General features: G+C 73.5%; 20 protein-coding genes and 1 riboswitch. Of the genes, 7 read left to right on the top strand and 13 right to left on the bottom strand.

Annotated features, from left to right (window positions below; translation table 11 throughout):
- Window positions 1–267: 267 nt before the first annotated feature.
- Window positions 268–594: a DMT family transporter gene (locus tag ABME02_RS13160; protein WP_353815791.1), complete on the bottom strand. Its 327-nt coding sequence runs from the start codon at window positions 592–594 to the stop codon at window positions 268–270.
- Window positions 595–605: 11 nt separating this feature from the next.
- A riboswitch (guanidine-III (ykkC-III) riboswitch) is annotated at window positions 606–672 on the bottom strand.
- Between the two features lie 68 nt (window positions 673–740).
- Between ABME02_RS13160 and ABME02_RS13165 the strand changes: the two genes are divergently transcribed.
- On the top strand, window positions 741–1,544 hold the full coding sequence (locus ABME02_RS13165; protein WP_353815792.1) for an alpha/beta fold hydrolase: 804 nt from the start codon (window positions 741–743) through the stop codon (window positions 1,542–1,544).
- An 83-nt stretch (window positions 1,545–1,627) separates the two neighbouring features.
- Here ABME02_RS13165 and ABME02_RS13170 read toward each other — a convergent pair whose 3' ends face one another.
- Both ABME02_RS13170 and ABME02_RS13175 read right to left on the bottom strand, forming a co-directional pair.
- On the bottom strand, window positions 1,628–2,800 hold the full coding sequence (locus ABME02_RS13170) for an FAD-dependent oxidoreductase (protein WP_353815793.1): 1,173 nt from the start codon (window positions 2,798–2,800) through the stop codon (window positions 1,628–1,630).
- Window positions 2,797–3,087 (bottom strand): antibiotic biosynthesis monooxygenase family protein, encoded by a 291-nt coding sequence (locus ABME02_RS13175; protein WP_353815794.1) that lies wholly within the window; start codon window positions 3,085–3,087, stop codon window positions 2,797–2,799. Before ABME02_RS13175 ends, ABME02_RS13170 begins: the two co-directional genes overlap by 4 nt.
- Window positions 3,088–3,186: 99 nt before the next feature.
- Between ABME02_RS13175 and ABME02_RS13180 the strand changes: the two genes are divergently transcribed.
- The 3 genes from ABME02_RS13180 to ABME02_RS13190 all read left to right on the top strand — a co-directional run bounded on the left by ABME02_RS13180 (window position 3,187) and on the right by ABME02_RS13190 (window position 5,765).
- Window positions 3,187–3,750 (top strand): cysteine hydrolase family protein, encoded by a 564-nt coding sequence (locus ABME02_RS13180; RefSeq protein ID WP_353815795.1) that lies wholly within the window; start codon window positions 3,187–3,189, stop codon window positions 3,748–3,750.
- A 75-nt stretch (window positions 3,751–3,825) separates the two neighbouring features.
- Window positions 3,826–5,145 (top strand): O-acetylhomoserine aminocarboxypropyltransferase/cysteine synthase family protein, encoded by a 1,320-nt coding sequence (locus ABME02_RS13185; RefSeq protein ID WP_353815796.1) that lies wholly within the window; start codon window positions 3,826–3,828, stop codon window positions 5,143–5,145.
- Between the two features lie 101 nt (window positions 5,146–5,246).
- A complete protein-coding gene (locus ABME02_RS13190) occupies window positions 5,247–5,765 on the top strand; it encodes a CoA-binding protein (RefSeq protein WP_436408270.1) in 519 nt (172 codons plus the stop codon).
- A 45-nt stretch (window positions 5,766–5,810) separates the two neighbouring features.
- Here ABME02_RS13190 and ABME02_RS13195 read toward each other — a convergent pair whose 3' ends face one another.
- The 3 genes from ABME02_RS13195 to ABME02_RS13205 form a co-directional block, all read right to left on the bottom strand.
- Window positions 5,811–6,200, bottom strand: a complete 390-nt coding sequence (locus ABME02_RS13195; protein ID WP_353815797.1) for an MmcQ/YjbR family DNA-binding protein — start codon at window positions 6,198–6,200, stop codon at window positions 5,811–5,813.
- Window positions 6,201–6,260: 60 nt separating this feature from the next.
- The gene (locus tag ABME02_RS13200) at window positions 6,261–6,860 is read right to left on the bottom strand and encodes a GNAT family N-acetyltransferase (protein WP_353815798.1); all 600 of its coding nucleotides are present in this window, start codon (window positions 6,858–6,860) and stop codon (window positions 6,261–6,263) included.
- Between the two features lie 103 nt (window positions 6,861–6,963).
- Window positions 6,964–8,064 (bottom strand): ThuA domain-containing protein, encoded by a 1,101-nt coding sequence (locus ABME02_RS13205; RefSeq protein WP_353815799.1) that lies wholly within the window; start codon window positions 8,062–8,064, stop codon window positions 6,964–6,966.
- 282 nt (window positions 8,065–8,346) lie between these two features.
- Between ABME02_RS13205 and ABME02_RS13210 the strand changes: the two genes are divergently transcribed.
- Together ABME02_RS13210 and ABME02_RS13215 are read left to right on the top strand one after the other, a co-directional pair.
- Window positions 8,347–9,720: an L-serine ammonia-lyase gene (locus tag ABME02_RS13210; RefSeq protein WP_353815800.1), complete on the top strand. Its 1,374-nt coding sequence runs from the start codon at window positions 8,347–8,349 to the stop codon at window positions 9,718–9,720.
- Window positions 9,721–9,784: 64 nt separating this feature from the next.
- Window positions 9,785–9,976, top strand: coding sequence for a hypothetical protein (locus ABME02_RS13215; protein ID WP_353815801.1), 192 nt, complete (start codon window positions 9,785–9,787; stop codon window positions 9,974–9,976).
- A 73-nt stretch (window positions 9,977–10,049) separates the two neighbouring features.
- Here the strand turns inward: ABME02_RS13215 and ABME02_RS13220 are convergent, their stop codons facing one another.
- From ABME02_RS13220 to ABME02_RS13235, 4 genes are all read right to left on the bottom strand, one after another.
- Window positions 10,050–10,559 carry a rhodanese-like domain-containing protein gene (locus tag ABME02_RS13220; RefSeq protein WP_353815802.1) on the bottom strand — a complete coding sequence of 170 codons (510 nt, stop codon included), beginning with the start codon at window positions 10,557–10,559 and terminating at the stop codon, window positions 10,050–10,052.
- A 152-nt stretch (window positions 10,560–10,711) separates the two neighbouring features.
- A complete protein-coding gene (locus ABME02_RS13225) occupies window positions 10,712–11,995 on the bottom strand; it encodes a M18 family aminopeptidase (RefSeq protein WP_353815803.1) in 1,284 nt (427 codons plus the stop codon).
- A gap of 65 nt (window positions 11,996–12,060) precedes the next feature.
- Entirely contained in the window at window positions 12,061–12,993 is a 933-nt protein-coding gene (locus ABME02_RS13230; protein ID WP_436408271.1) for a DnaJ domain-containing protein, read from the bottom strand.
- A 76-nt stretch (window positions 12,994–13,069) separates the two neighbouring features.
- The gene (locus tag ABME02_RS13235) at window positions 13,070–14,662 is read right to left on the bottom strand and encodes a DUF7059 domain-containing protein (protein ID WP_353815805.1); all 1,593 of its coding nucleotides are present in this window, start codon (window positions 14,660–14,662) and stop codon (window positions 13,070–13,072) included.
- Window positions 14,663–14,890: 228 nt separating this feature from the next.
- Here ABME02_RS13235 and ABME02_RS13240 point away from each other — a divergent pair, with 228 nt between their 5' ends.
- Window positions 14,891–15,223, top strand: coding sequence for a hypothetical protein (locus tag ABME02_RS13240; RefSeq protein WP_353815806.1), 333 nt, complete (start codon window positions 14,891–14,893; stop codon window positions 15,221–15,223).
- A 66-nt stretch (window positions 15,224–15,289) separates the two neighbouring features.
- On the opposite strand, the gene pnuC is transcribed toward ABME02_RS13240, so the two are convergent.
- Genes pnuC through ABME02_RS13255 form a run of 3 tightly spaced genes read right to left on the bottom strand, consistent with a single transcriptional unit; the run spans window position 15,290 to window position 18,343 of the window.
- Window positions 15,290–15,964, bottom strand: coding sequence for a nicotinamide riboside transporter PnuC (gene pnuC / locus ABME02_RS13245; protein WP_353815807.1), 675 nt, complete (start codon window positions 15,962–15,964; stop codon window positions 15,290–15,292).
- Window positions 15,961–16,383 (bottom strand): DUF3054 domain-containing protein, encoded by a 423-nt coding sequence (locus ABME02_RS13250; protein ID WP_353815808.1) that lies wholly within the window; start codon window positions 16,381–16,383, stop codon window positions 15,961–15,963. Before ABME02_RS13250 ends, pnuC begins: the two co-directional genes overlap by 4 nt.
- Before the next feature lie 28 nt (window positions 16,384–16,411).
- Window positions 16,412–18,343 carry a thioredoxin domain-containing protein gene (locus tag ABME02_RS13255; protein ID WP_353815809.1) on the bottom strand — a complete coding sequence of 644 codons (1,932 nt, stop codon included), beginning with the start codon at window positions 18,341–18,343 and terminating at the stop codon, window positions 16,412–16,414.
- Window positions 18,344–18,473 lie beyond the last annotated feature (130 nt).

Raw genomic sequence — 18,473 nt, forward strand, 5'->3', positions numbered from 1 at the left:
CGGATGGCACGGCTCGCGCATCCGGGACGCGCGGCCGCCGCCCCCTCCGTCGCCGCCGCCGCCGACGACGACGAGTGGATGCCATCCGCACCGCTGGGCGCCTGCACCGGTGCAGATGGCATCCACTCGCTGCGCCTCGGCCGCGAGGGTGTGGCGAACGACGGTCGTCGGACTCGGGAAGCGGCGTTCGGCATACCCTCGCCGCAAGGCGGCGGACGGCGGGGCAGGCGGCGGACAGCGGGGGCAGGCGGCGGCCGGGAGCGGCGGCTAGTGGTCGGCGCCGCCGACGAGCTTGAGGCCGACGACGCAGCCGACGAGCCCCGCGATGAGCGCCAGTCGCGCCCACGAGACCTCCGTCTCGCCGGTGACCATGGCCCAGACCACCGTGAGGGCCGCGCCGATGCCGACCCACACCGCGTACGCGGTGCCGACGGGGATGCCGCGCATCGCCCACGCGAGGCCGCCCATCGAGACGACGAGGGCGACGCCGAACACGACCGACGGCCAGAGCTTGGTGAAGCCCTCCGACTTGCCGAGGGCAGTGGCCCAGACGGCCTCGAGCACACCTGAGGCGATGAGGACGATCCACGACATGACGGCGCTCCTTCGGCCAGTCTTGTCGCGTTCCGGGTACTGGGTTCCCTCGTCCGGGGCCGCCGTCCGGCGACCTGTCCGAAGGCTAGCAACGCCGCCTGATCAGGCCCTGTGCAGGGCGCACGCCCGAGTCGTACGCTGGCGGCATGGCGCGCATCCGCGTGAACGGCGTCGACCTCCGCGTCGAGGAGCGCGGCGCGGGAGCGCCGATCCTCGGGATCCACGGGACGCCGAGTTGCGCGGCGCTCTGGGCCGATGCCGCGGAACGCCTCGCCGAGCACGGGCGGTGCCTCACATACGACCGCCGCGGCTTCGCGCGGAGCGGCGGTTCCGACGCGGATGCCGCGACGAGCCTCGACGACCACGTCGCCGACGCCGCGGCGCTGCTCGAGCAGGTCGACGCGACGCCTGCCGCGGTCATCGGCCGCAGCACGGGCGGCCTCATCGCGCTCGAGCTCGCGCGGCGCCATCCCGAGGCCGTCTCAGCGCTCGTCCTCCTGGAGCCCGCGCTCTTCACGACCGACGCCGCCACCCGGGCCTGGGCCGCAGACGCGCGCGGCCGGATCGCCGCCGCGGCCGCCGACCAGCCCGACCGCGCGGCCGAGGCCGTGTTCCGCATCATGCTCGGCGACGACGCCTGGACCGGCCTGCCGGAGGAGGCCCGCGACGCGTTCGCGACCGCGAACGGGGGCGTGCTCGCCGAACTCGCGGGCGACGGTCTCGACCTCTCCGCGCGTCCGCGGACGTACGAGCGGCACGAGCTCGCCGCCGTCCGTGCGCCGACCCTCATCCTCGTCGCCGACGCGTCGCCGGAGCCGCTGCACCGCGCGGCCGAGTGGATCGCGAACCGGCTGCCGAACGCCCGGATCGCGCACGTCGGCGGCGGCCACCTGATCGACCCGGCCGACCCCGCGGTCGCGGAGTTCATCGGCGCCCACGGCGCGGAATGAGGACGAGCGGGCGACCTACGTCCGCTCGTCGCTCGCCCGCTGAAGCGCCTCGCGATCGTTCACGCCGCGCGGAGGTCCGTCGGTCAGCTCCCGGCGAGCCCCGTCGGCGAGCCGCCGGACTCGGCCGCCCTGCCGGCCGCGAACCGCTCGGGCGCCGGACCCGACCCGTCCGCGAGGTCGGCGAGGATCCGCCCGACGACGGGCGTGAACTTGAACCCGTGGCCGGAGAAGCCCGCGCCGACGACGATCGGCCCGATCCGGTCGAGCACGAAGTGCTCGTCGGGCGTGGTCGTGTAGGTGCAGCTGATCGGCGTCACCGCGTCGGCGTCGACGCCGGGCAGCCAGTCGCGCGCGTAGCGCTGCAGGTCGGCGAGCTGGTCGGGCACGGGCAGGAAGTCGCGGGTGTCGGGGTCGACGACGGGTCCGACCCCGTGCCATCCGGCCTTCACGCCCTCGCCGGGCGTCAGCATGCCGTACACGGGCGATCGCCAGTAGGCGTACCCGTCGGCGGCGGCCCCCGGGAAGTGGTTGTAGCTCGGCCACGGCATCGACTCGTCGCGCACCGCGAAGTGCGCGGGGCCCTCCTGCGTGACGACGAGCGGCGGCAGCGCGAGCCCGCCGACGAGCTTCGTGGTCCAGGCGCCGAGCGTGACGACGGCCGTGCGGGCCACGAACACCTCCTCGACGCCCGCGTCGGTGACGGATGCCACGCGCGCGCGGTCCTCGCCGAGCGGCTCGATCCGCGTGGCTCGCGTTCGGTGCCGGACGTCGGCCCCCGCGGCGGCGGCCGTCGCGTGCAGCGCCGCGATCGTGGCATCCGCGTTCACCCGGCCCGCCTGCTCGTTGAACAGCACGCGAGTGTCGAAGCGGATGCCGGGCCAGCGGCGCGACGCCTCCTCGACCGGCAGGAACTCGGCCGGTATCCCGGCCGCCGTGAGCGCGGCGTGGACGGCGTCGAAGTGCGCGGCCGGGCCGTGGTTCGCGACCCCGACGAGCTCGAGGAGCGCCGCCCCCGACTCCGCCTCGAGTTCGCGCCACAGCGGCAGCGCCTCGACGAGCATCGCGATGTACGCGGGATCGGCGTACCCGACGTTGAAGTTCCGCGAGGCGCCGTGCGAAGCGCCGTTGCGGTGCCCCGGCTCGTACCGTTCGAGCAGCGCGACGTCGCGCCCGCGGCGGGCGAGCTGCCACGCCGTCGCAGCGCCCATCGCACCGCCCCCGACGACGACGGTCTCGACGTTGGTGATCGCGCTCATCGCACCTCCCGGAAGTGCTCGACCGTGGGGAACGGATCGTAGTACCCGTGCAGCAGCTCACGCCAGCGGGCGTACTCGGCCGATCCGCGGAAGCCCGGGTCATGGTCCTCGAGGCGTTCCCAGTGCACGAGGAGGAGGTAGTCGTTCGGCGTCTCGATCGAACGCGACAGGGTGAGGTCGATGAAGCCCGGCATCGACGAGATGATCGCCCGCGCCTCGGCGAAGGCGGCCTCGAACGCCGTCTCGCGGCCGGGGAGGACGGGCAGGATCGCGTGCTCGAGGATCACGCGTCCAACGCTACTCCGGGGGTGAGCGTGGCAGTCGTTCGCGCAAGATCGGCAGTCGGCGTCGGCGCCCGCTCGCGACCGCGACGGCACGATGGACGCATGGACCTCGACGACACCGCCGCCCTCATCGTGATCGACGTGCAGCAGGGCTTCGACGACCCCGACTACTGGGGCGAGCGCGACAACCCCGACGCCGAGGCGAACATCGCCCGGCTCGTCGGGGCGTGGGCGGATGCCTCGCGGCCGATCGTGCTCGTGCGGCACGACTCGCGCGAGCCCGGCTCCCCGCTCGCCGCGGGCACCCCGGGCAACGCCCTGAAGCCCGTCGTCGCCGACGCGCCGCACGACCTGTTCGTCGCGAAGGACGTGAACTCGGCGTTCTACGGCGAGCCCGACCTGCACGCGTGGCTCGGCGAGCGCGGCATCCGGCAGCTCGTGGTCTGCGGCATCCAGACGAACCAGTGCGTCGAGACCACCGCGAGGATGGCCGGCAACCTCGGCTACGACGTCGTGCTCCCGATCGACGCGACCCACACGTTCGAGATGGCGGGCCCCGGCGGGATCCGCCTCACCGCGGCCGAGCTCGCGCGTGCGACGGCCGTGAACCTCGACGGCGGCGGCTTCGCCAGGGTCGTCGCGACCGACGACGTGCTCGGCGGGTAGCGCGCGCCGCGGCATCCGTTGCCCCGCGTTACGGGCGCTGGCGGAGGTCGCGGCCGACCGGACTAGCGTGTCCCCATGGCAGACCGCGAATACGGCTTCAAGACCCGCGCCATCCACGCGGGCAACATCCCCGACGCCGAGGCGGGGGCCCGCGCGCTCCCCATCTACCAGTCGAGCGCGTTCGTCTTCGACGACACGGCGGATGCCGCGGCGCGCTTCGCGCTGCAGAAGTACGGCAACATCTACTCGCGCCTGGCGAACCCGACGGTCGCGGCGTTCGAGGAGCGCGTCGCGAGCCTCGAGGGCGGACTCGGCGCGGTCGCGACCGCGAGCGGGCTGTCGGCGCAGTACATCACGTTCGCGAGCCTCGCGGGCACGGGCGACCACATCGTCGCCTCGGCCAACCTCTACGGCGGCTCGATCACCCAGCTCGACGTCACCCTCCGCCGCTTCGGCGTCGAGACGACGTTCGTGCGCTCGTCCGACCCCGCCGACTACGCGCCCGCGATCACGGAGCGCACCAAGGCGATCTTCGTCGAGACGATCGCGAACCCGTCGGGCGAGATCGCCGACCTCGAGGGCCTCGCCGACGTCGCCCATGCGCACGGCATCCCGCTCATCGTCGACTCGACGATCGCGACCCCCTACCTGAACCGCCCGATCGAGTGGGGCGCCGACCTCGTGACGCACTCGGCGACGAAGTTCCTCGGCGGGCACGGCACCACGCTCGGCGGAGTCGTCGTCGAGTCGGGCCGGTTCGACTGGCACTCCGAGAAGTTCCCGCTGTTCGGCGAACCGGTGCCGAGCTACGGCGGACTGCAGTGGTCGGGCAACTTCGGCGAGTACGCGTTCCTCACGCGGCTCCGTGCCGAGCAGCTGCGCGACATCGGCCCGGCGCTCGCGCCGCACTCCGCGTTCCTCCTCGCGCAGGGCGTCGAGACGCTCCCCTACCGCATCCAGGCGCACATCGACAACGCGCGCGCGGTCGCCGAGTGGCTCGACGACGATCCGCGCATCGAGCGCGTGTTCTGGGCGGGCCTGCCCGACCATCCGCACTTCGAGCGCGCCGGCAAGTACCTGCCGAAGGGGCCGGGCTCGGTCTTCAGCTTCGAGGTGAAGGGCGGCCGCGAGGTCGGCCAGAAGCTCATCGAGTCGGTGAACCTGGCGAGCCACCTCGCGAACATCGGCGACGCGAAGACGCTCATCATCCACCCCGCATCGACGACGCACGCCCAGCTCACCGACCAGCAGCTCGTCGACGCGGGCGTCCTGCCCGGCGTCGTGCGCCTCTCGGTCGGCATCGAGGATGTCGAGGACATCATCGCCGACCTCGACCAGGCCCTGACCGCCGCGACGCGCGACCGCGTCCTGACCGCCGTGGGAGGCGACCGATGAGCATCGCGAGCGAGACCGGCGAGCACGTCGCCGAGGCGTCCGAGACGGATGCCGCGGCCGACGTCGAGACCGTGCGCCTCGTCAACGGGCTCTCGTGCGAGCTGCCCGCGAGCTCGCCGCTGGCGAAGCTGCTGAAGTCGCAGCGCACCTGGATCGGGCCCGACGCCAAGGCGCGGCTCCGCATCCTCAACGCGGCGAAGTCGGTCGCGATCGTCGGCGCCTCCCCGAAGCCGCAGCGCTCGAGCTACTTCGTGGGCACGTACCTGCAGCAGTCGAGCGACTACCGCGTGTACTTCGTGAACCCGAACGAGACCGAGATCCTCGGCGAGCCGGCGTACGCGAGCCTGACCGACCTCCCCGAGGTGCCCGACATCGTCGTGGTGTTCCGCCGCGGCAGCGACATCCCCTCCGTCGTCGACGAGGTCGTCGCCGCCGGTGCGAAGACGATCTGGGTGCAGCTCGGGATCTGGAACGAGCAGGCGGCGTACTACGCCGAGGAGCAGGGGCTGACGGTGGTCATGGACCGCTGCGTCAAGGTCGAGCACGCGCGCTTCCACGGCGGGCTGCACCTGCTCGGCTTCGACACCGGCCAGATCACGAGTCGCCGCGGCGGCCGCTGAGGCGCGGAGGCGGGCGACGCGACGGCGCAGCCCGGTCCGGCCCGCTCAGCGCATGACGGAGTCGTGCTCGGCGCGCAGGTACTTCGGCGCCTGCACGCGCCACGGCTCGGTGACGAGCTCGGCGAGGTGCTCGCGGTCGATCCGGGCCATCCGGAACGCGACCTTCGGCTCGCCCCACCTCGTGGTCGTGCGGAGGAACACCTCGGGCGCCATCTGCACGAGGGCGAGGGCGTCCACCGGATCGGCGACCTTGACGCCGACGACGAGCTCGGCCGCGATGATCTTCCGCATGTCTTCGGGGATGCTGGGCCACGGATGGCACTCCCACGCGTAGAGCTTCCGTCGGACGAACCACGCGGCGCCGCCCGTCATCGCGCGCTCCTCGCTCCCGGGAAGCCCGGCGGCGGCACGGCGCAGGTCGTCGAGGGTGGCCACGCACCGAGGCTACGCCGCCCCACCGTCAGGACGTCCGCGCCGGCGGACGGCCAGAGCCGGTCAGGCGGCGGGCCCCGTGGCGACGGCCGGACCGCCGGCGGAACCGGGCGCGTCGATCCCGTACGCGAGGATGTGCACCGACGTGCCGTCGGGGCGCTCGAAGGTGAACTCGCGGTCCTCGAGGCGCTCGAACCCCATGCGCTCGTAGAGCCGACGGGCCGGTCGCATCTGCTCGCCCGTGTTCAGCACGACACGACGGATGCCGCGGCTCGCCGCGAGCGCCAGGACGTGCCGCACCATGACCTCGCCGACGCCCCGGCCGCGCGCCGCGGACGAGACGCCCAGGAACCGGAAGTCGAGCTCGTCCTCGTACCGCGCGACGGCGGACAGGCGCCGGCCGGGTCGCGGCGTGGTCACCGTGCCGAGCAGGTCGCCCGTGGCGGCGTCGACGGCGACCCACACCTCGTGCTCGCGGGCACGCTCGTCGACGGCCTCGATCTCATCGAGGTAGGCGTCGGTCAGGTCGTAGTCCCCCGCATACGCCTCGCGGACGAGGCGTCCGGCCACCGCCGCCTCGTCGTCGCGCATGCGACGCACGACGAGCCCGCCGGTGGTGGAGGCGGGCGTGCTGAAGGTCGGGATGGAGTCGGTGGTGGGCATCCGAACCAGCCTACGCGGCGCCGGCTGTGTCGCAGCCGAGCAACGGCGACGTGCAGGGCCGGGGATCGGGCGATCCCCGGCCCTCCACGGCGGGTGCCGGGCGTCAGCCCGTGAGACCCGCCTGCCACTCGATGAGGTCGCCGATCTTCGCGACGAGCACGTCGTCCTGGAGCCCGTGCGCCTTGGCGTGGGCCTGTCGGAGGATCGCCACCGCGGTCGCGTGGTCGCCCGCGTCCGCGGCCGTCTCGGCCTCGGCGAGGTACTCGCCGACGCCGCTCCCGAGCATCTCCGCGCGCATGGAGCCGTCCGCGAGACCGTCGAGGACGCCGCCGACCTCGCCGAACGTCACGCAGTCGCCGCCGCCCTCGACGACCCCGGCCGTCCACTCGATCCCGCCGAGGATGTGGTTGAGGAAGAGCGGGTCGGACCACGCGGCGTCCACGTGCCCGGCGCCCTCGTACCAGGAACGACCGCCCTCGAAGTTGTGGCACCACGCGATGGGGTGATCGGCGCCCATCGCGCCGAAGCCCGGGTTGTACGTCGACTCGTCGAGCGTGAGCAGCACGTGCACGTCGTCGCGCGGGTTCGTCGTGAAGTTGTACCACTCGTCGAACCGCACCCACTCGGCCGGCAGCATCGCGGTCGACGGGTGCGTCGGGCTCTCGACCCGCATCGTCGCCGTCTGCTGGGCCGGGTGGTTGCGGAAGCGGGCGCTGCCGCCGGTCAGCTCGCTGTACCAGGGCACGGTGTGCATGGAGTCGGTGGCGGCGTGCAGCCCGACGTACCCGCCCCCACCGCGGATGTACCCCTGGAAGGCCGCCAGTTCGGTGTCGTTCAGCAGTCGCGGGCGGTTCGGGTCGAGGTTGTTGGTCGCATCCACGGGTGAGGCGAAGATGATGGTCGCGTACTTCGACAGGTCGTCGGCGGTCGTGAACGGCGAGCTCGGGAGGGTCAGCGCGGGTTGGCCCGGCGAGCTGCCCTGCGGCGGATCCCACACGTCGACGTCGAAGCCGTGCTCCTGGCCGAGGGCGATGATCGCGTTCGTGGTGTCGTCGATGTGCGAGTGGCGGAATCCGAGGGTCTCGCCGACGACGAGCACCTCGTAGTGGTCGTCCGCCTGGGCGGGCGCCGCGGCGATGCCGAGGCCGAGCGTGAGGCCGGCGGCGCAGAGCCCCGTGACGGCGAGCTTGGCAGGTTGCTTCATGGGTCGTTCTCCCCTTCGAGTGGACCGTTCCGATGCCGCCTGGGCGATCACATATGTTGCCGCAGCCGACATATTGCGCGACCGACACTATGCGGCGCTCGACGCAGATGTCAATCCCTTCCGTCGTTACCTGCGCATGAACTTGGCACCTTTCGTCGCGATCGGCATGAAAGTGCGCAGGTGCGCACCGTCGGTGCATTCCGGCGGACGACGGCCGCTCCGACGCACGATTCTGCGAATCCGCGGCGAATGCCTGCGCGTGCTGCGACGTAGCCTTGAGGGGTGACAGCGTTCGTCTCAGCCCTCGACCTGTTCTCGATCGGCGTCGGCCCCTCGAGTTCGCACACGGTCGGACCCATGCGGGCCGCACGGATGTTCGTCGACGGACTGGCCGCCGACGGCCGCCTCGACCGCGTGCGCCGCATCACCTGCTCCCTCTACGGATCGCTCGGGGCGACCGGCCTCGGCCACGGCACGCCCGACGCCGTGGTCGCCGGACTCGGCGGGCTCGCCCCGCACGACTGCGACCCCGACGACGTCCGCAGCGCCTGGACCCGGCTCGGCGACGGCGCCGAGGTCCTCCTCGCCGGCCGTCACGCCGTGCGGATGTCCCAGGCCGACGTCTCCCTCGAGCCCCGCACGCGTCTTCCGGGCCACCCCAACGCGCTCACCCTGCAGGCGTGGGGCGACGACGACGCGCTGCCCCTCGCCGAGGAGACGTACTACTCGGTCGGCGGCGGGTTCATCCGACGCGACGGCGACGCACCCGAGCAGGCCGAGGCGCTGCGGCATCCGCTCCCCTACTCGACCGCGGCGGAGCTGCTGGCGCTCTGCGACGAGCACGACGTGAGCCTGTGCGACGTCGCCTGGCGGAACGAGGTCGCCGTGCACGGCGAGGAGGGCATCGTCGCCGGCCTCGACGCGATCTGGGACGCGATGGCCGAGTGCGTCGCGCACGGACTCGCGACCGAGGGCACGCTCCCGGGCGGCCTCCGGGTGAAGCGCCGCGCGCCCGAGGTGCGCCGCCGCCTCGAGGAGTACGACCGCGACGAACACGTGCGGGACACCTCGACCGAGTGGCTGCACGCCTTCGCGCTGGCCGTCAACGAGGAGAACGCCTCGGGCGGCCGCGTCGTCACCGCGCCGACGAACGGGGCCGCCGGCATCATTCCCGCGGTCGGCCACTACTACCTGAAGTACGTGCCGGAGGCCGACCGCGAGGGCGTCCGCCGCTACCTGCTCACCGCGTCCGCGATCGCGAGCCTGGTGAAGAAGAACGCCTCGATCTCCGGGGCCGAGGGCGGATGCCAGGCCGAGGTGGGCTCGGCGTGCGCGATGGCCGCGGGTGGGCTCTGCGCCGTGCTCGGCGGCACCCCCCAGCAGATCGAGAACGCCGCGGAGATCGCGATGGAGCACCACCTCGGGCTCACGTGCGACCCGGTCGCCGGGCTCGTCCAGGTCCCGTGCATCGAGCGCAACGCGATCGCCGCGTCGACCGCGGTCTCGGCCGCGCGGCTCGCCCTGCACGGCGACGGCACGCACATCGTCTCGCTCGACACCGTGATCGAGACGATGCGCCAGACCGGGATCGACATGATGTCGAAGTACAAGGAGACGAGCGAGGGCGGTCTCGCAGTGAACGTCATCGAGTGCTGAACCGGGCCGTGTCCCCCGTATGGGTCGCTTCCGTCAGCGCGGGCGCTTCTGGGAAGGTAGCCGGGTGGACCCGAACATCGACCCCGGCATGCTGAACAACTTCGGCGTCGCCGCCCTCATCATCGGCTCGCTCATCTACCTGGCGAGCATCGCGCTGAGCCTCTGGATCGGCTACCTGATCATCAAGGCGGCGGTGCGCAACGGCCTCCGAGAGCACACGCTCTGGCTCGAACAGCGGCGCGGCCCGCTGCGCTGATCGGTCGTCGACACCGGGTCATCCCGTCGTCGGCGCGCCCCGACCCGTCGCGCCGGCGCGCGCCCGTGTCCCCCTAACACGCGCACGCGACGACCGGAGCACCGGTCTCGACGTTCGTCAGCGTATCGACCGCACGCCGCTCGCGCCCGCCGTCGCGCTCGACCTCGAATCCCTCGCGCACCCAGTACTCGAAGCCTCCGAGCATCTCCTTCACCGGGTGCCCGAGGGTCGCGAACGCGAGCGCCGCGCGCGTCGCACCGTTGCAGCCCGGTCCCCAGCAGTAGACGACGACGGGCGTCCCGGGATCGAGGCGCGCCGGCGCGACGTCCGCGATGCGACGCCCGGGCAGGTGCACCGCTCCGGGGATGCGCCCGGCCGCCCATGCGGCCTCGCTGCGCGTGTCCACGAGCACGAAGCCCGGGTCGGCCACGGCGAGCGCCGCCGACACGTCGGAGACGTCGGTCTCGAAGCCGAGCCGCGCGCGGAAGTGGCGGACCGCCTCGTCGGGCGAGGCGACGTGGGCGAAGAGCCCGTCGACGGATGCCCCGGCAGGGGCGGGCACGGGAGCAGTCGCGTTCGTCATGCTCCGATGCTCGCACCCGGAGGTCCTGGCCGTGGGCGCGAATCCGGTCCGCCGTGCGCGACATCCCGCCAGATCACCGGGCCGGCGCCTGCCGGGTGTCCCGTGCCGGCGGCAACGGGCAGACCGCTCCGACCCGGTCCCGGCGGGCGACGTCAGGCGCCGCGGAAGAACGCGCCGATCGCCGCACCGAGCGCGGCGAGGTCCTCGACGTGCGCGAGCTCCCGGGCCGAATGCATCGACAGCAGCGGCGGTCCGACGTCGACCGTGCGGATCCCCAGCCGGGTCGCCGTGAGCGGCCCGATGGTCGAGCCGCACGGGATCGCGTTGTTCGAGACGAACTCCTGTGTCGGCACGCCCGCGTCGCGGCACGCCGCGGCCCAGAGCGCGGCGCCCGCGGCATCCGTGGCGTAGCGCTGGTTCGCGTTGAGCTTCAGCAGCGGCCCGCCGCCGAGCACGGGGCGGTTGACGGGGTCGTGCCGCTCGGGGTAGTTCGGGTGGACGGCGTGGCCGGCGTCGCTCGACACGTGCCACGACGCCGCGAAGGCGCGGCGGCGCTCCTCGACGCCCGCGCCGAGTCCGGCGCCGATCCGGGCGAGCACGTCCTCGAGGAAGGGCCCGCTCGCGCCCGAGCGCGACTCGGAGCCGAGCTCCTCGTGGTCGAAGGCGGCGAGCACGCTGATGTGCCCTGCGTCGGCGGGTGCGCCGATGACGGCGGTCAGGCCCGCATGCACCGACGTGAGGTTGTCCATGCGCCCGGAAGCGAGGAACACGTCGCCGCGACCGAAACGTGCTGGCGCTGCGGAGTCGACGACGTGCACGTCGTGGCCGACGACCTCCTCCGGGTCGACCCCGGCGAGCGACGCGAGGTGGGCGACGACGTCGGCCGGGTCGCCGATCGTCTCGACGCCCCAGATCGGCTGCACGTGGCGCTGCTTGTCGAGCGTCAGCCCGTCGTTGTTCACGCCGCGGTCGAGGTGCACCGCGAGCTGCGGGATGCGCAGCAGCGGCCCGGTCGCGACGAGGTGGGTCGCGCCGTCTCGGGTCGCGAGCCGGCCTGCGAGCCGCAGCTCGCGGTCGAGCCACGAGTTCAGGAGCGGACCGCCGTAGACCTCGACGTTCGCCTGCGAGAGCCCGGCGGCGGCGCTCGACGGGTTCGGCTTGAGCTTGAACGACGGCGAGTCGGTGTGCGCGCCGATGATCCGGAACGGCGTCGTCGCCTCCGCGCCGTCGGGCTGCACCCAGGCGATCACGGCGCCGTCGCGGACGACCACCCGGCGCCCGGGACCGCTCGGCCAGGCGTCGCGTTCGTCGAGCCGGTCGAACCCGGCCGCCTCGAGACGGCGGGCCACCTCCTCGGCCGCGTGGAACGACGACGGCGATGCCGTCACGAACGCGGTGAAGTCCTCGATGTACGCGTCGACGTCAGGAGTGCCCATCCCTCCATCTTCGCAAATCCCGGCGGCCGCCCCGGACCGCCGCCCGGCCACCGCGCGACCGCGGCTCAGGCGAACCGGATGGTCGCCTGCAGCCTCGCGCGGATCTCCATGACGTCCGCGCCGCCGAGCACGGGCGAGCCGGGAATGCCCTCTCGGATGGCGCTCGCGAGCCGCGACCGCCGCACGAGCACGGCCGCCGCGCCGCGCAGCGACCCGCCGACCTCGAGCGGCAGGGCCGCGTCCTCGTCGGGGACGACCACGACGAGCGCGGTCGGCTTCACGCGCGCCGGCCGGGTGACGGCCTTCGCGCGCCCCGCGAGCAACCGGATCGGCCGCTCGCCGGCGAGGGCCTCCCCGACGAGTTCGCCGCGCTTGAACGCGACCGGTCCACCCCAGTCCTCCGACTGGATCGCGATGAGCCCGGTCGGTCCGAGCACGAGGTGGTCGAGCTTCGGCGGGAACCCTGGGCCCGCGGCATCCGTCGCGACGTCGTGCCAGACCGTGTACGCGATGCCGAGCGTCGCGAGGGCGCGGGCGGTCTCCTCCTCGGCGAGCGCGTCGGCGAGCACGTGACGGATGTCGCGCGGTGCCGAGCGCACGAGCGCCGGGTCGTACGGGTCGTCGAGGGTCACTCCGCGCCCCGCCCACTCGCGGATGAGGGCGAGGTAGCGTTCGCGCGTCCACCCTCCCGGGTGCCCGTAGGCGCGGGCCATCGGCCGCGAATCGCGTCGCGGCCGGGGTGCCGCGGGCGCCCACGCCTCGTGCTGGGGTTCCGCCATGCCGCCGGCCGCGCCGCGATCGAACGCCGCGCGCGCCTCAGGGGTGCCGACGAGCTCCCATGCCCGCTGCACGGCGTGGAACCGCGTGGCATCCCCACCCGTGTCGGGGTGCGCGTGCCGCAGCGCGCGTCGGTACGCGAGGCGCAGCGCCGCGGCATCCGCGTCGGAGGAGACGCCGAGCACCTCGTAGGGCGAATCGGACAGTGGGGAGTCGGGCATGGGCTCGCTTTCGGTGGCAGCCACGAGGATACCGTCGCCGTCGGTGATCTCGCCGTGCGGCGCCTCCGAGACCGCCTCAGCCGACGACGGGGCGCAGCATCCCGCCCGCGACGAGCTCGCGCGTCGCGGCCGCGAGCTCGTCCCAGAGCTCGGCGCGATCGACCTCGAGGAGGTCGGCGATGGCGTCGACGAGCACGCCGAGCGGCAGGTCCCCGTCGGCGGCGCCGACGAGCGCCGCGAGCCCGGTCCCCGCGTCGACGACCCGGCCGAAGCCGCCGCCCTGGCGCAGCAGGATGACGGTCGGCTGCTCGGCACCCGGCCAGTGGTGCCGTTCCTCGGTCACGTCCTCGGCGACGGCGAGGTGCAAGGCACGGAGCGCGTCGTCGTCGAGCGCGCCGACGAGGTCGGATGCCGCGAGGCAGGCCTCGAGGTGCGCGGCGAGCCCGCCGGTGACGTCGCCCAGCGGTCCGTGCAGCCGTTCGGCGCGCGCGAGCACCGGGCTGCGCCCCTCGTCCGGACGACGCAGGAGCACGTACCCGAAGCCGACCGATTCGACCGCGCGTGCCGCGAAGTCCTCGAGCCAGGCGCCGTGCAGTTCCTCGAACTCGGGGGTGCCCGGCCGCGTCCCGCCGTCGCGGATCCAGGTCTCGGCGTACTCGCTGGGGTCCTGCCGCTCGCGCTCGACGATCCAGTACTCGAGGCCCGCGCCGGCGGCCCACCCGGCGACGCGTTCGAGCCCGTCCGCGAGGTCGTCGCCCTGGCGCCGGTACTCCCAGTTCCCGAGCAGCTGCGCGATCCCGCCGGGGGCGAGGTGCGCGGCGGCACCGGTCACCACCGCCTCGACGATCGCGTCCCCCACCATCCCGCCGTCGCGGTAGTCGTAGGCGGGGACGCCGTCTCGTCGCGGGGTGATCACGAAGGGCGGGTTCGAGACGATGCGGTCCACCCGCTCGTCGCCAAGCGGCTCGTAGAGGCTGCCGAGCCGGAACTCGACGCCGTCGATGCCGTTGAGCGCCGCGTTCAGCCGGGCGAAGCGCAACGCGCGCGCCGAGATGTCGGTCGCGATGACCCGTTCGCTGAACCGCGACGCGTGCATGGCCTGGATGCCGCAGCCGGTGCCGAGGTCGAAGGAGGTCGCGATCGGCCGTTGCAGCAGCAGGCCGCTGAGCGTCATCGATGCGCCGCCGACCCCGAGCACGTATTCCTCGGGGAGCGCGCCGCCGGTCGCGAGCTCGCCCGGGTCGGACCCGATCCACCACTCCTCCCCGCCGACGGCATCGGTGAAGGCGTACGGACGCAGGTCGATCCGCGGCATCGCGCGGTCGCCCTCGAGCCGCACCAGCCCGAGCGCCTCCGCGCGCTCGATGCCGAGCCCGGGCAGTGCTGCGGCGAGGTCGACGGATGCCACGGGCATCCCGAGCACGAAGCACCGCACGAGCGTCGCCAGCGGGCGCTCGTCGGGCCGCGTCTCGGCGAGGGCACGGAGTGCGGGCACGCGATGGCCGCGGCGGAGCGCGGCACCCGGGTGGGTGGACGTCTCGGCGGCGCCGCGTTCCCACAGGGATTCGATCCCCGCGACCGTGTACCCCGCTGCGCCGAGGTCGGCCGCGAGCGCGTCGATCGACTCGGGATCGGGCGTGTCGTCGACCTCGGCGGAGTGTGTGCTCACGGAGTCATTCAACCAGCCGCACCGCGGCGGCTCCCCGCGGCCGCGATCCGCACCGCCCGAGGGCCCCGCAGGGGGCGTCACGAGATACCCACCCGCGAGTCGACGTCTCGTCGCCCGTCGGTCATCCGCCCGTCACCTCACGTCCATGCCCTGCCGGGGCGTGTAACCCGCACGACACACGCGCCAAGTACCGTCGGTTACGATCGGACGAGCGAGGGGAGGTCGCACATGGCAGAGCCGGCCACGCTCGAGCGCCTGCGACAGGACGCGCGAGACGAACTCTCCGCACTCATCGAACTGCGGTGCCGCCTCGGCGAGGACCCGTGGGCCTTCCTGCCCGAGCTGCCCTCGGTCGACGAGCAGGTCGTCGCGACGCTCCGCGAGGAGCGCCTGCACTCCGAGCGCTGGAGCCCGGCCCGTGCGCGCGCTTACCACCCGACCGCGCGTCGCGGGGCCGCCGAGCGCTTCGAGTTCGAGATCCTGCGCGACATCGCGATCGACCACCCTGAGCTCAGCACCGCGGTGTGGAGCATGCTCGGACGGGTCCCGACCGCCTGGTGACCGACCGCCCGGCGCTCGACCCCTCGGCGCCGGACCCGGTCCGACTCGTCACGCGGCGCCGTCGAGTCAGGTCGCGGCCGGAGCCCTCGCCGCATCCGCCTGTCGCTGCACCCGCATCCAGGTGAGGAACCCGATGAGCGTGAACACGCCGTAGAACAGGTACATCAGCGCCGACGCGTAGTACCCGGCGCTCACCAGGAGCGGGACGCCGACGATGTCGACCGCGACCCAGATCAGCCAGAACTCGGTCCAGCCGCGCGCCATGCCCCAGGTGGCGAGCAGCGAGCCGACGAAGATCCACGCGTCGGCCCAGACGGGCTCGAACGACCCGAGCGCCCGGAAGAGCGGGGTGAGTGCGAGCGTCCCGCCGACGAGGAGCACGGCGAGGCGCACCCGCTCCCGGCCCGTCGCCCAGCGCGGCGTCACCGCAGGTGCCGACGCGTCGCCGTGCCGGTTGCGCGACCACTGGATCCAGCCGTAGATCGACACGATGATGAACATCACCTGGCGAGCGGCCTGGCCGAGCAGGTTGACGGGGTTCGGCGTGCCGAACACGGCGCCGAGGAAGACCGTGAACAGCAGCGCGTTGCCGATGATGCCGACCGGCCACGCCCACACCCGGCGTCGGAGTCCGCCGAGCGCCGACGCGAGCCCGAACGCGTTGCCGACGACCTCACGCCAGAGGATGACCTGGTCGCCGATCACCAGTTGCGCGTCGAACAGCCACGCGATCGGGTTCACGGCGCGACCGCCGCACCGCCGCGCCCTCCCGACCGGGTGCGCTGCGCGCGCCGGATCAGACCGCCCACCGCCCGCCAGCCCAGCAGGAAGAGCACCAGCGTCACCGAGGCGACGAGCACGAACGCGAGCGCCGCGCCGGCCCCGGTCATGAGGCGCAGCAGCATGCCGACGACCACGGCCGAGACCCACGCCGAGACCCCGGTCGGCACGATGGCGAGCGGATGCCGCCACCCTCGCACCACGAGCCATCCGACCGCCAGGCCCACGAGGAACGGCCACGCCGTCTCCCACACGCCGGCGACGTCGACCGCCTCGCCATGGCTGGCCCGACCGATCGCGGCGAACACGACGACGAGGACGGCGTCGGCCGCGCCGGCGAGGACCGCCGTGACGGGTGGACGCGAGGCGGGGGCGGGCATGCGACCATCGTAGGTCGCCCGGCGCCGCCTAGCCGACGGCGAGCAGTTCGGCCGCCGTCGTCACGGGCAGTGCGCACACGAACGACCGGCACCGGTATGCGGTGGCCCGGTCGTCTCGAGGCGTTCGGCCAGCGAACAGCTCGAAGCCGGCGTCCGCGAACGCGGCCGCCTGCGACTCGGTGACCATGGCGGTGACGGATGCCTCCTGCCGGCGCACCGCCTCGAGGAGCTCCGCTGCAGCGCGGCCGGGCCCCACGGGCGCGGCGGTGGCCACGTCGGGGACGACCACGACGAGCTGCACGAGCGGCGCGGCGAGCCTCGCCATGACGCCGAGTGCTCCGCCGAACGCGATCGGACGGGTCGGGGCGATGCCGGCGACCACGCGCATCGCCGCCTCGGCCAGGTCCCGGTACCGGTCTCCGGCTCCGATCGCGGCGAGACGCCACGCGGCGTCGGCACACGCCGTCAACCCCGACGGTGCGGCCCCCTCCGCCGGATCGTCGGCGAAGCCGAGGCCGCGCGCGGCGAGCACGGGGTCGCCGCCACCCGGTGCGGCGAACGGCAGGTGCGCCACCACCGCCCCACCCGCGCTCACCGCCGCATCCGGGCCGGACGCGGTGGCCGCCGCCTCGACCGCGGCGTCCACGAGCCGTCGGGCCGCGATCGCGTACCGCACCTCGCCGGCCGCCAGGGCGAGCCGCACGAGTCCGCCGGCGAGCATCCCGGTGTCCTCGAGGGTGGCGGGCGCGCTCGAGGCCCGGCCGTCGAGTGAAGCGCGTACGAGCGTTCCACCGTCACGCACGTGGTCGGCGAGGAGCCGGTCGGCGGCCCGCCGCGCGGTCGCGATCGCGTCGGCATCGCCGAACACCTGTCCGGCGCGCGCGAGCGCGCCGATGGCGAGGCCGTTCCACCCGGTGAGGAGCTTCGCGTCGAGCGCCGGCGGTTCGAGGTCCGCGCGATCCCTGGCATCCCTCCGGTAGTACCCGCCTTCGTCGCGGCGGCCGTCGACGACGCTCTCCGAGTCCTGGGCTGCGGCGAACCCGCCACCCGTCAGCTGCATCCGGTCCGTGAGGAACGAGACGACGCCCGAGGCCAGGGCGTCGAGGAAGGCGGGCCGCTCGTCGCCGGTCGCGAGTTCGGCCGCGACCTCGAGCAGCTGGGCGTTGTCGGTGAGCATCCGCTCGTAGTGCGGCTCGCTCCAGTCCGTGCGCGTCGCGTACCGGAAGAATCCCCCCTCCACCGGGTCTCGGAGGGGCGAGGCGCCCATCTTCCGCAGCGTGCGCGTCGCGAGGTCGCGCCCGTCGTCGCCGACGGCGGCGAGGAAGCCCAGAACCGGCGCGACCGGGAACTTCGGTGCCGACCCGAACCCGCCGTGCACGGCGTCCTCGTCGGCGACGAGCAGTCGGACCGAGTCCTCCAGTACCGCCGGGCTCGGCAGTCCCGCGTCGGTTCGGGCGACGGATGCCGCGGCGACGGCCTCACCGACCGCCTCCGCCGTGCGATCCAGTTCGTCGCGACGTTCGCGCCACGCCGCGTCGACGGCGTCGAGTACGTCGCGGAAGGATGGGATGCCCTGCTGAGCCCGAGGCGGGAAGTAGGTGCCGGCGTAGAACGCGCGCCCGTCGGGTCGGGCGAACACGGTCAGTGGCCACCCGAGTTGGCGCGTGAACGCCGAGGCCGCCGCCAGGTAGCTCGCGTCGACCTCAGGGTGCTCCTCGCGATCGACCTTGACGGCGACGAAATTCGCGTCGAGGATCGCGGCGATCGCCGGATCGCTGAAGCTCTCACGTGCCATGACATGGCACCAGTGGCAGGTGGCGTAGCCGATCGACACCATGATGGGCACGTCGCGACGACGGGCCTCCTCGAAAGCGGCCTCGCCCCACGGATACCAGTCGACCGGGTTGTCGGCGTGCGCGCGAAGGTACGGACTCAGCGCGTCGGCCAGTCGATTCGCCATCGACCCAGCGTAGGCGCATCCGCTCGGCGGGCGTGTGGGTGTCGTTAACTGCAGAAGAGCCGCCCGGCGTTGGGCGGCTCTTCTGTCAATGTGTGTCCGGCGGTGTCCTACTCTCCCACAGGGTCGCCCC

The sequence above is a fragment of the Agromyces zhanjiangensis genome, assembly GCF_040496055.1.
Classification (GTDB): Bacteria; Actinomycetota; Actinomycetes; order Actinomycetales; family Microbacteriaceae; genus Agromyces; species Agromyces zhanjiangensis.

Bases quoted from the DNA above. Each gene is read 5' to 3' on its own strand.
- ABME02_RS13200 (WP_353815798.1), bottom strand. From the start codon at position 6,860: ATGCCCACCACCGACTCCATCCCGACCTTCAGCACGCCCGCCTCCACC.
- ABME02_RS13205 (WP_353815799.1), bottom strand. From the start codon at position 8,064: ATGAAGCAACCTGCCAAGCTCGCCGTCACGGGGCTCTGCGCCGCCGGC.
- ABME02_RS13220 (WP_353815802.1), bottom strand. From the start codon at position 10,559: ATGACGAACGCGACTGCTCCCGTGCCCGCCCCTGCCGGGGCATCCGTC.
- ABME02_RS13230 (WP_436408271.1), bottom strand. From the start codon at position 12,993: ATGCCCGACTCCCCACTGTCCGATTCGCCCTACGAGGTGCTCGGCGTC.
- ABME02_RS13165 (WP_353815792.1), top strand. From the start codon at position 741: ATGGCGCGCATCCGCGTGAACGGCGTCGACCTCCGCGTCGAGGAGCGC.
- ABME02_RS13185 (WP_353815796.1), top strand. From the start codon at position 3,826: ATGGCAGACCGCGAATACGGCTTCAAGACCCGCGCCATCCACGCGGGC.
- ABME02_RS13170 (WP_353815793.1), bottom strand. From the start codon at position 2,800: ATGAGCGCGATCACCAACGTCGAGACCGTCGTCGTCGGGGGCGGTGCG.
- ABME02_RS13240 (WP_353815806.1), top strand. From the start codon at position 14,891: ATGGCAGAGCCGGCCACGCTCGAGCGCCTGCGACAGGACGCGCGAGAC.
- ABME02_RS13225 (WP_353815803.1), bottom strand. From the start codon at position 11,995: ATGGGCACTCCTGACGTCGACGCGTACATCGAGGACTTCACCGCGTTC.
- ABME02_RS13255 (WP_353815809.1), bottom strand. From the start codon at position 18,343: ATGGCGAATCGACTGGCCGACGCGCTGAGTCCGTACCTTCGCGCGCAC.
- ABME02_RS13180 (WP_353815795.1), top strand. From the start codon at position 3,187: ATGGACCTCGACGACACCGCCGCCCTCATCGTGATCGACGTGCAGCAG.
- ABME02_RS13250 (WP_353815808.1), bottom strand. From the start codon at position 16,383: ATGCCCGCCCCCGCCTCGCGTCCACCCGTCACGGCGGTCCTCGCCGGC.
- ABME02_RS13160 (WP_353815791.1), bottom strand. From the start codon at position 594: ATGTCGTGGATCGTCCTCATCGCCTCAGGTGTGCTCGAGGCCGTCTGG.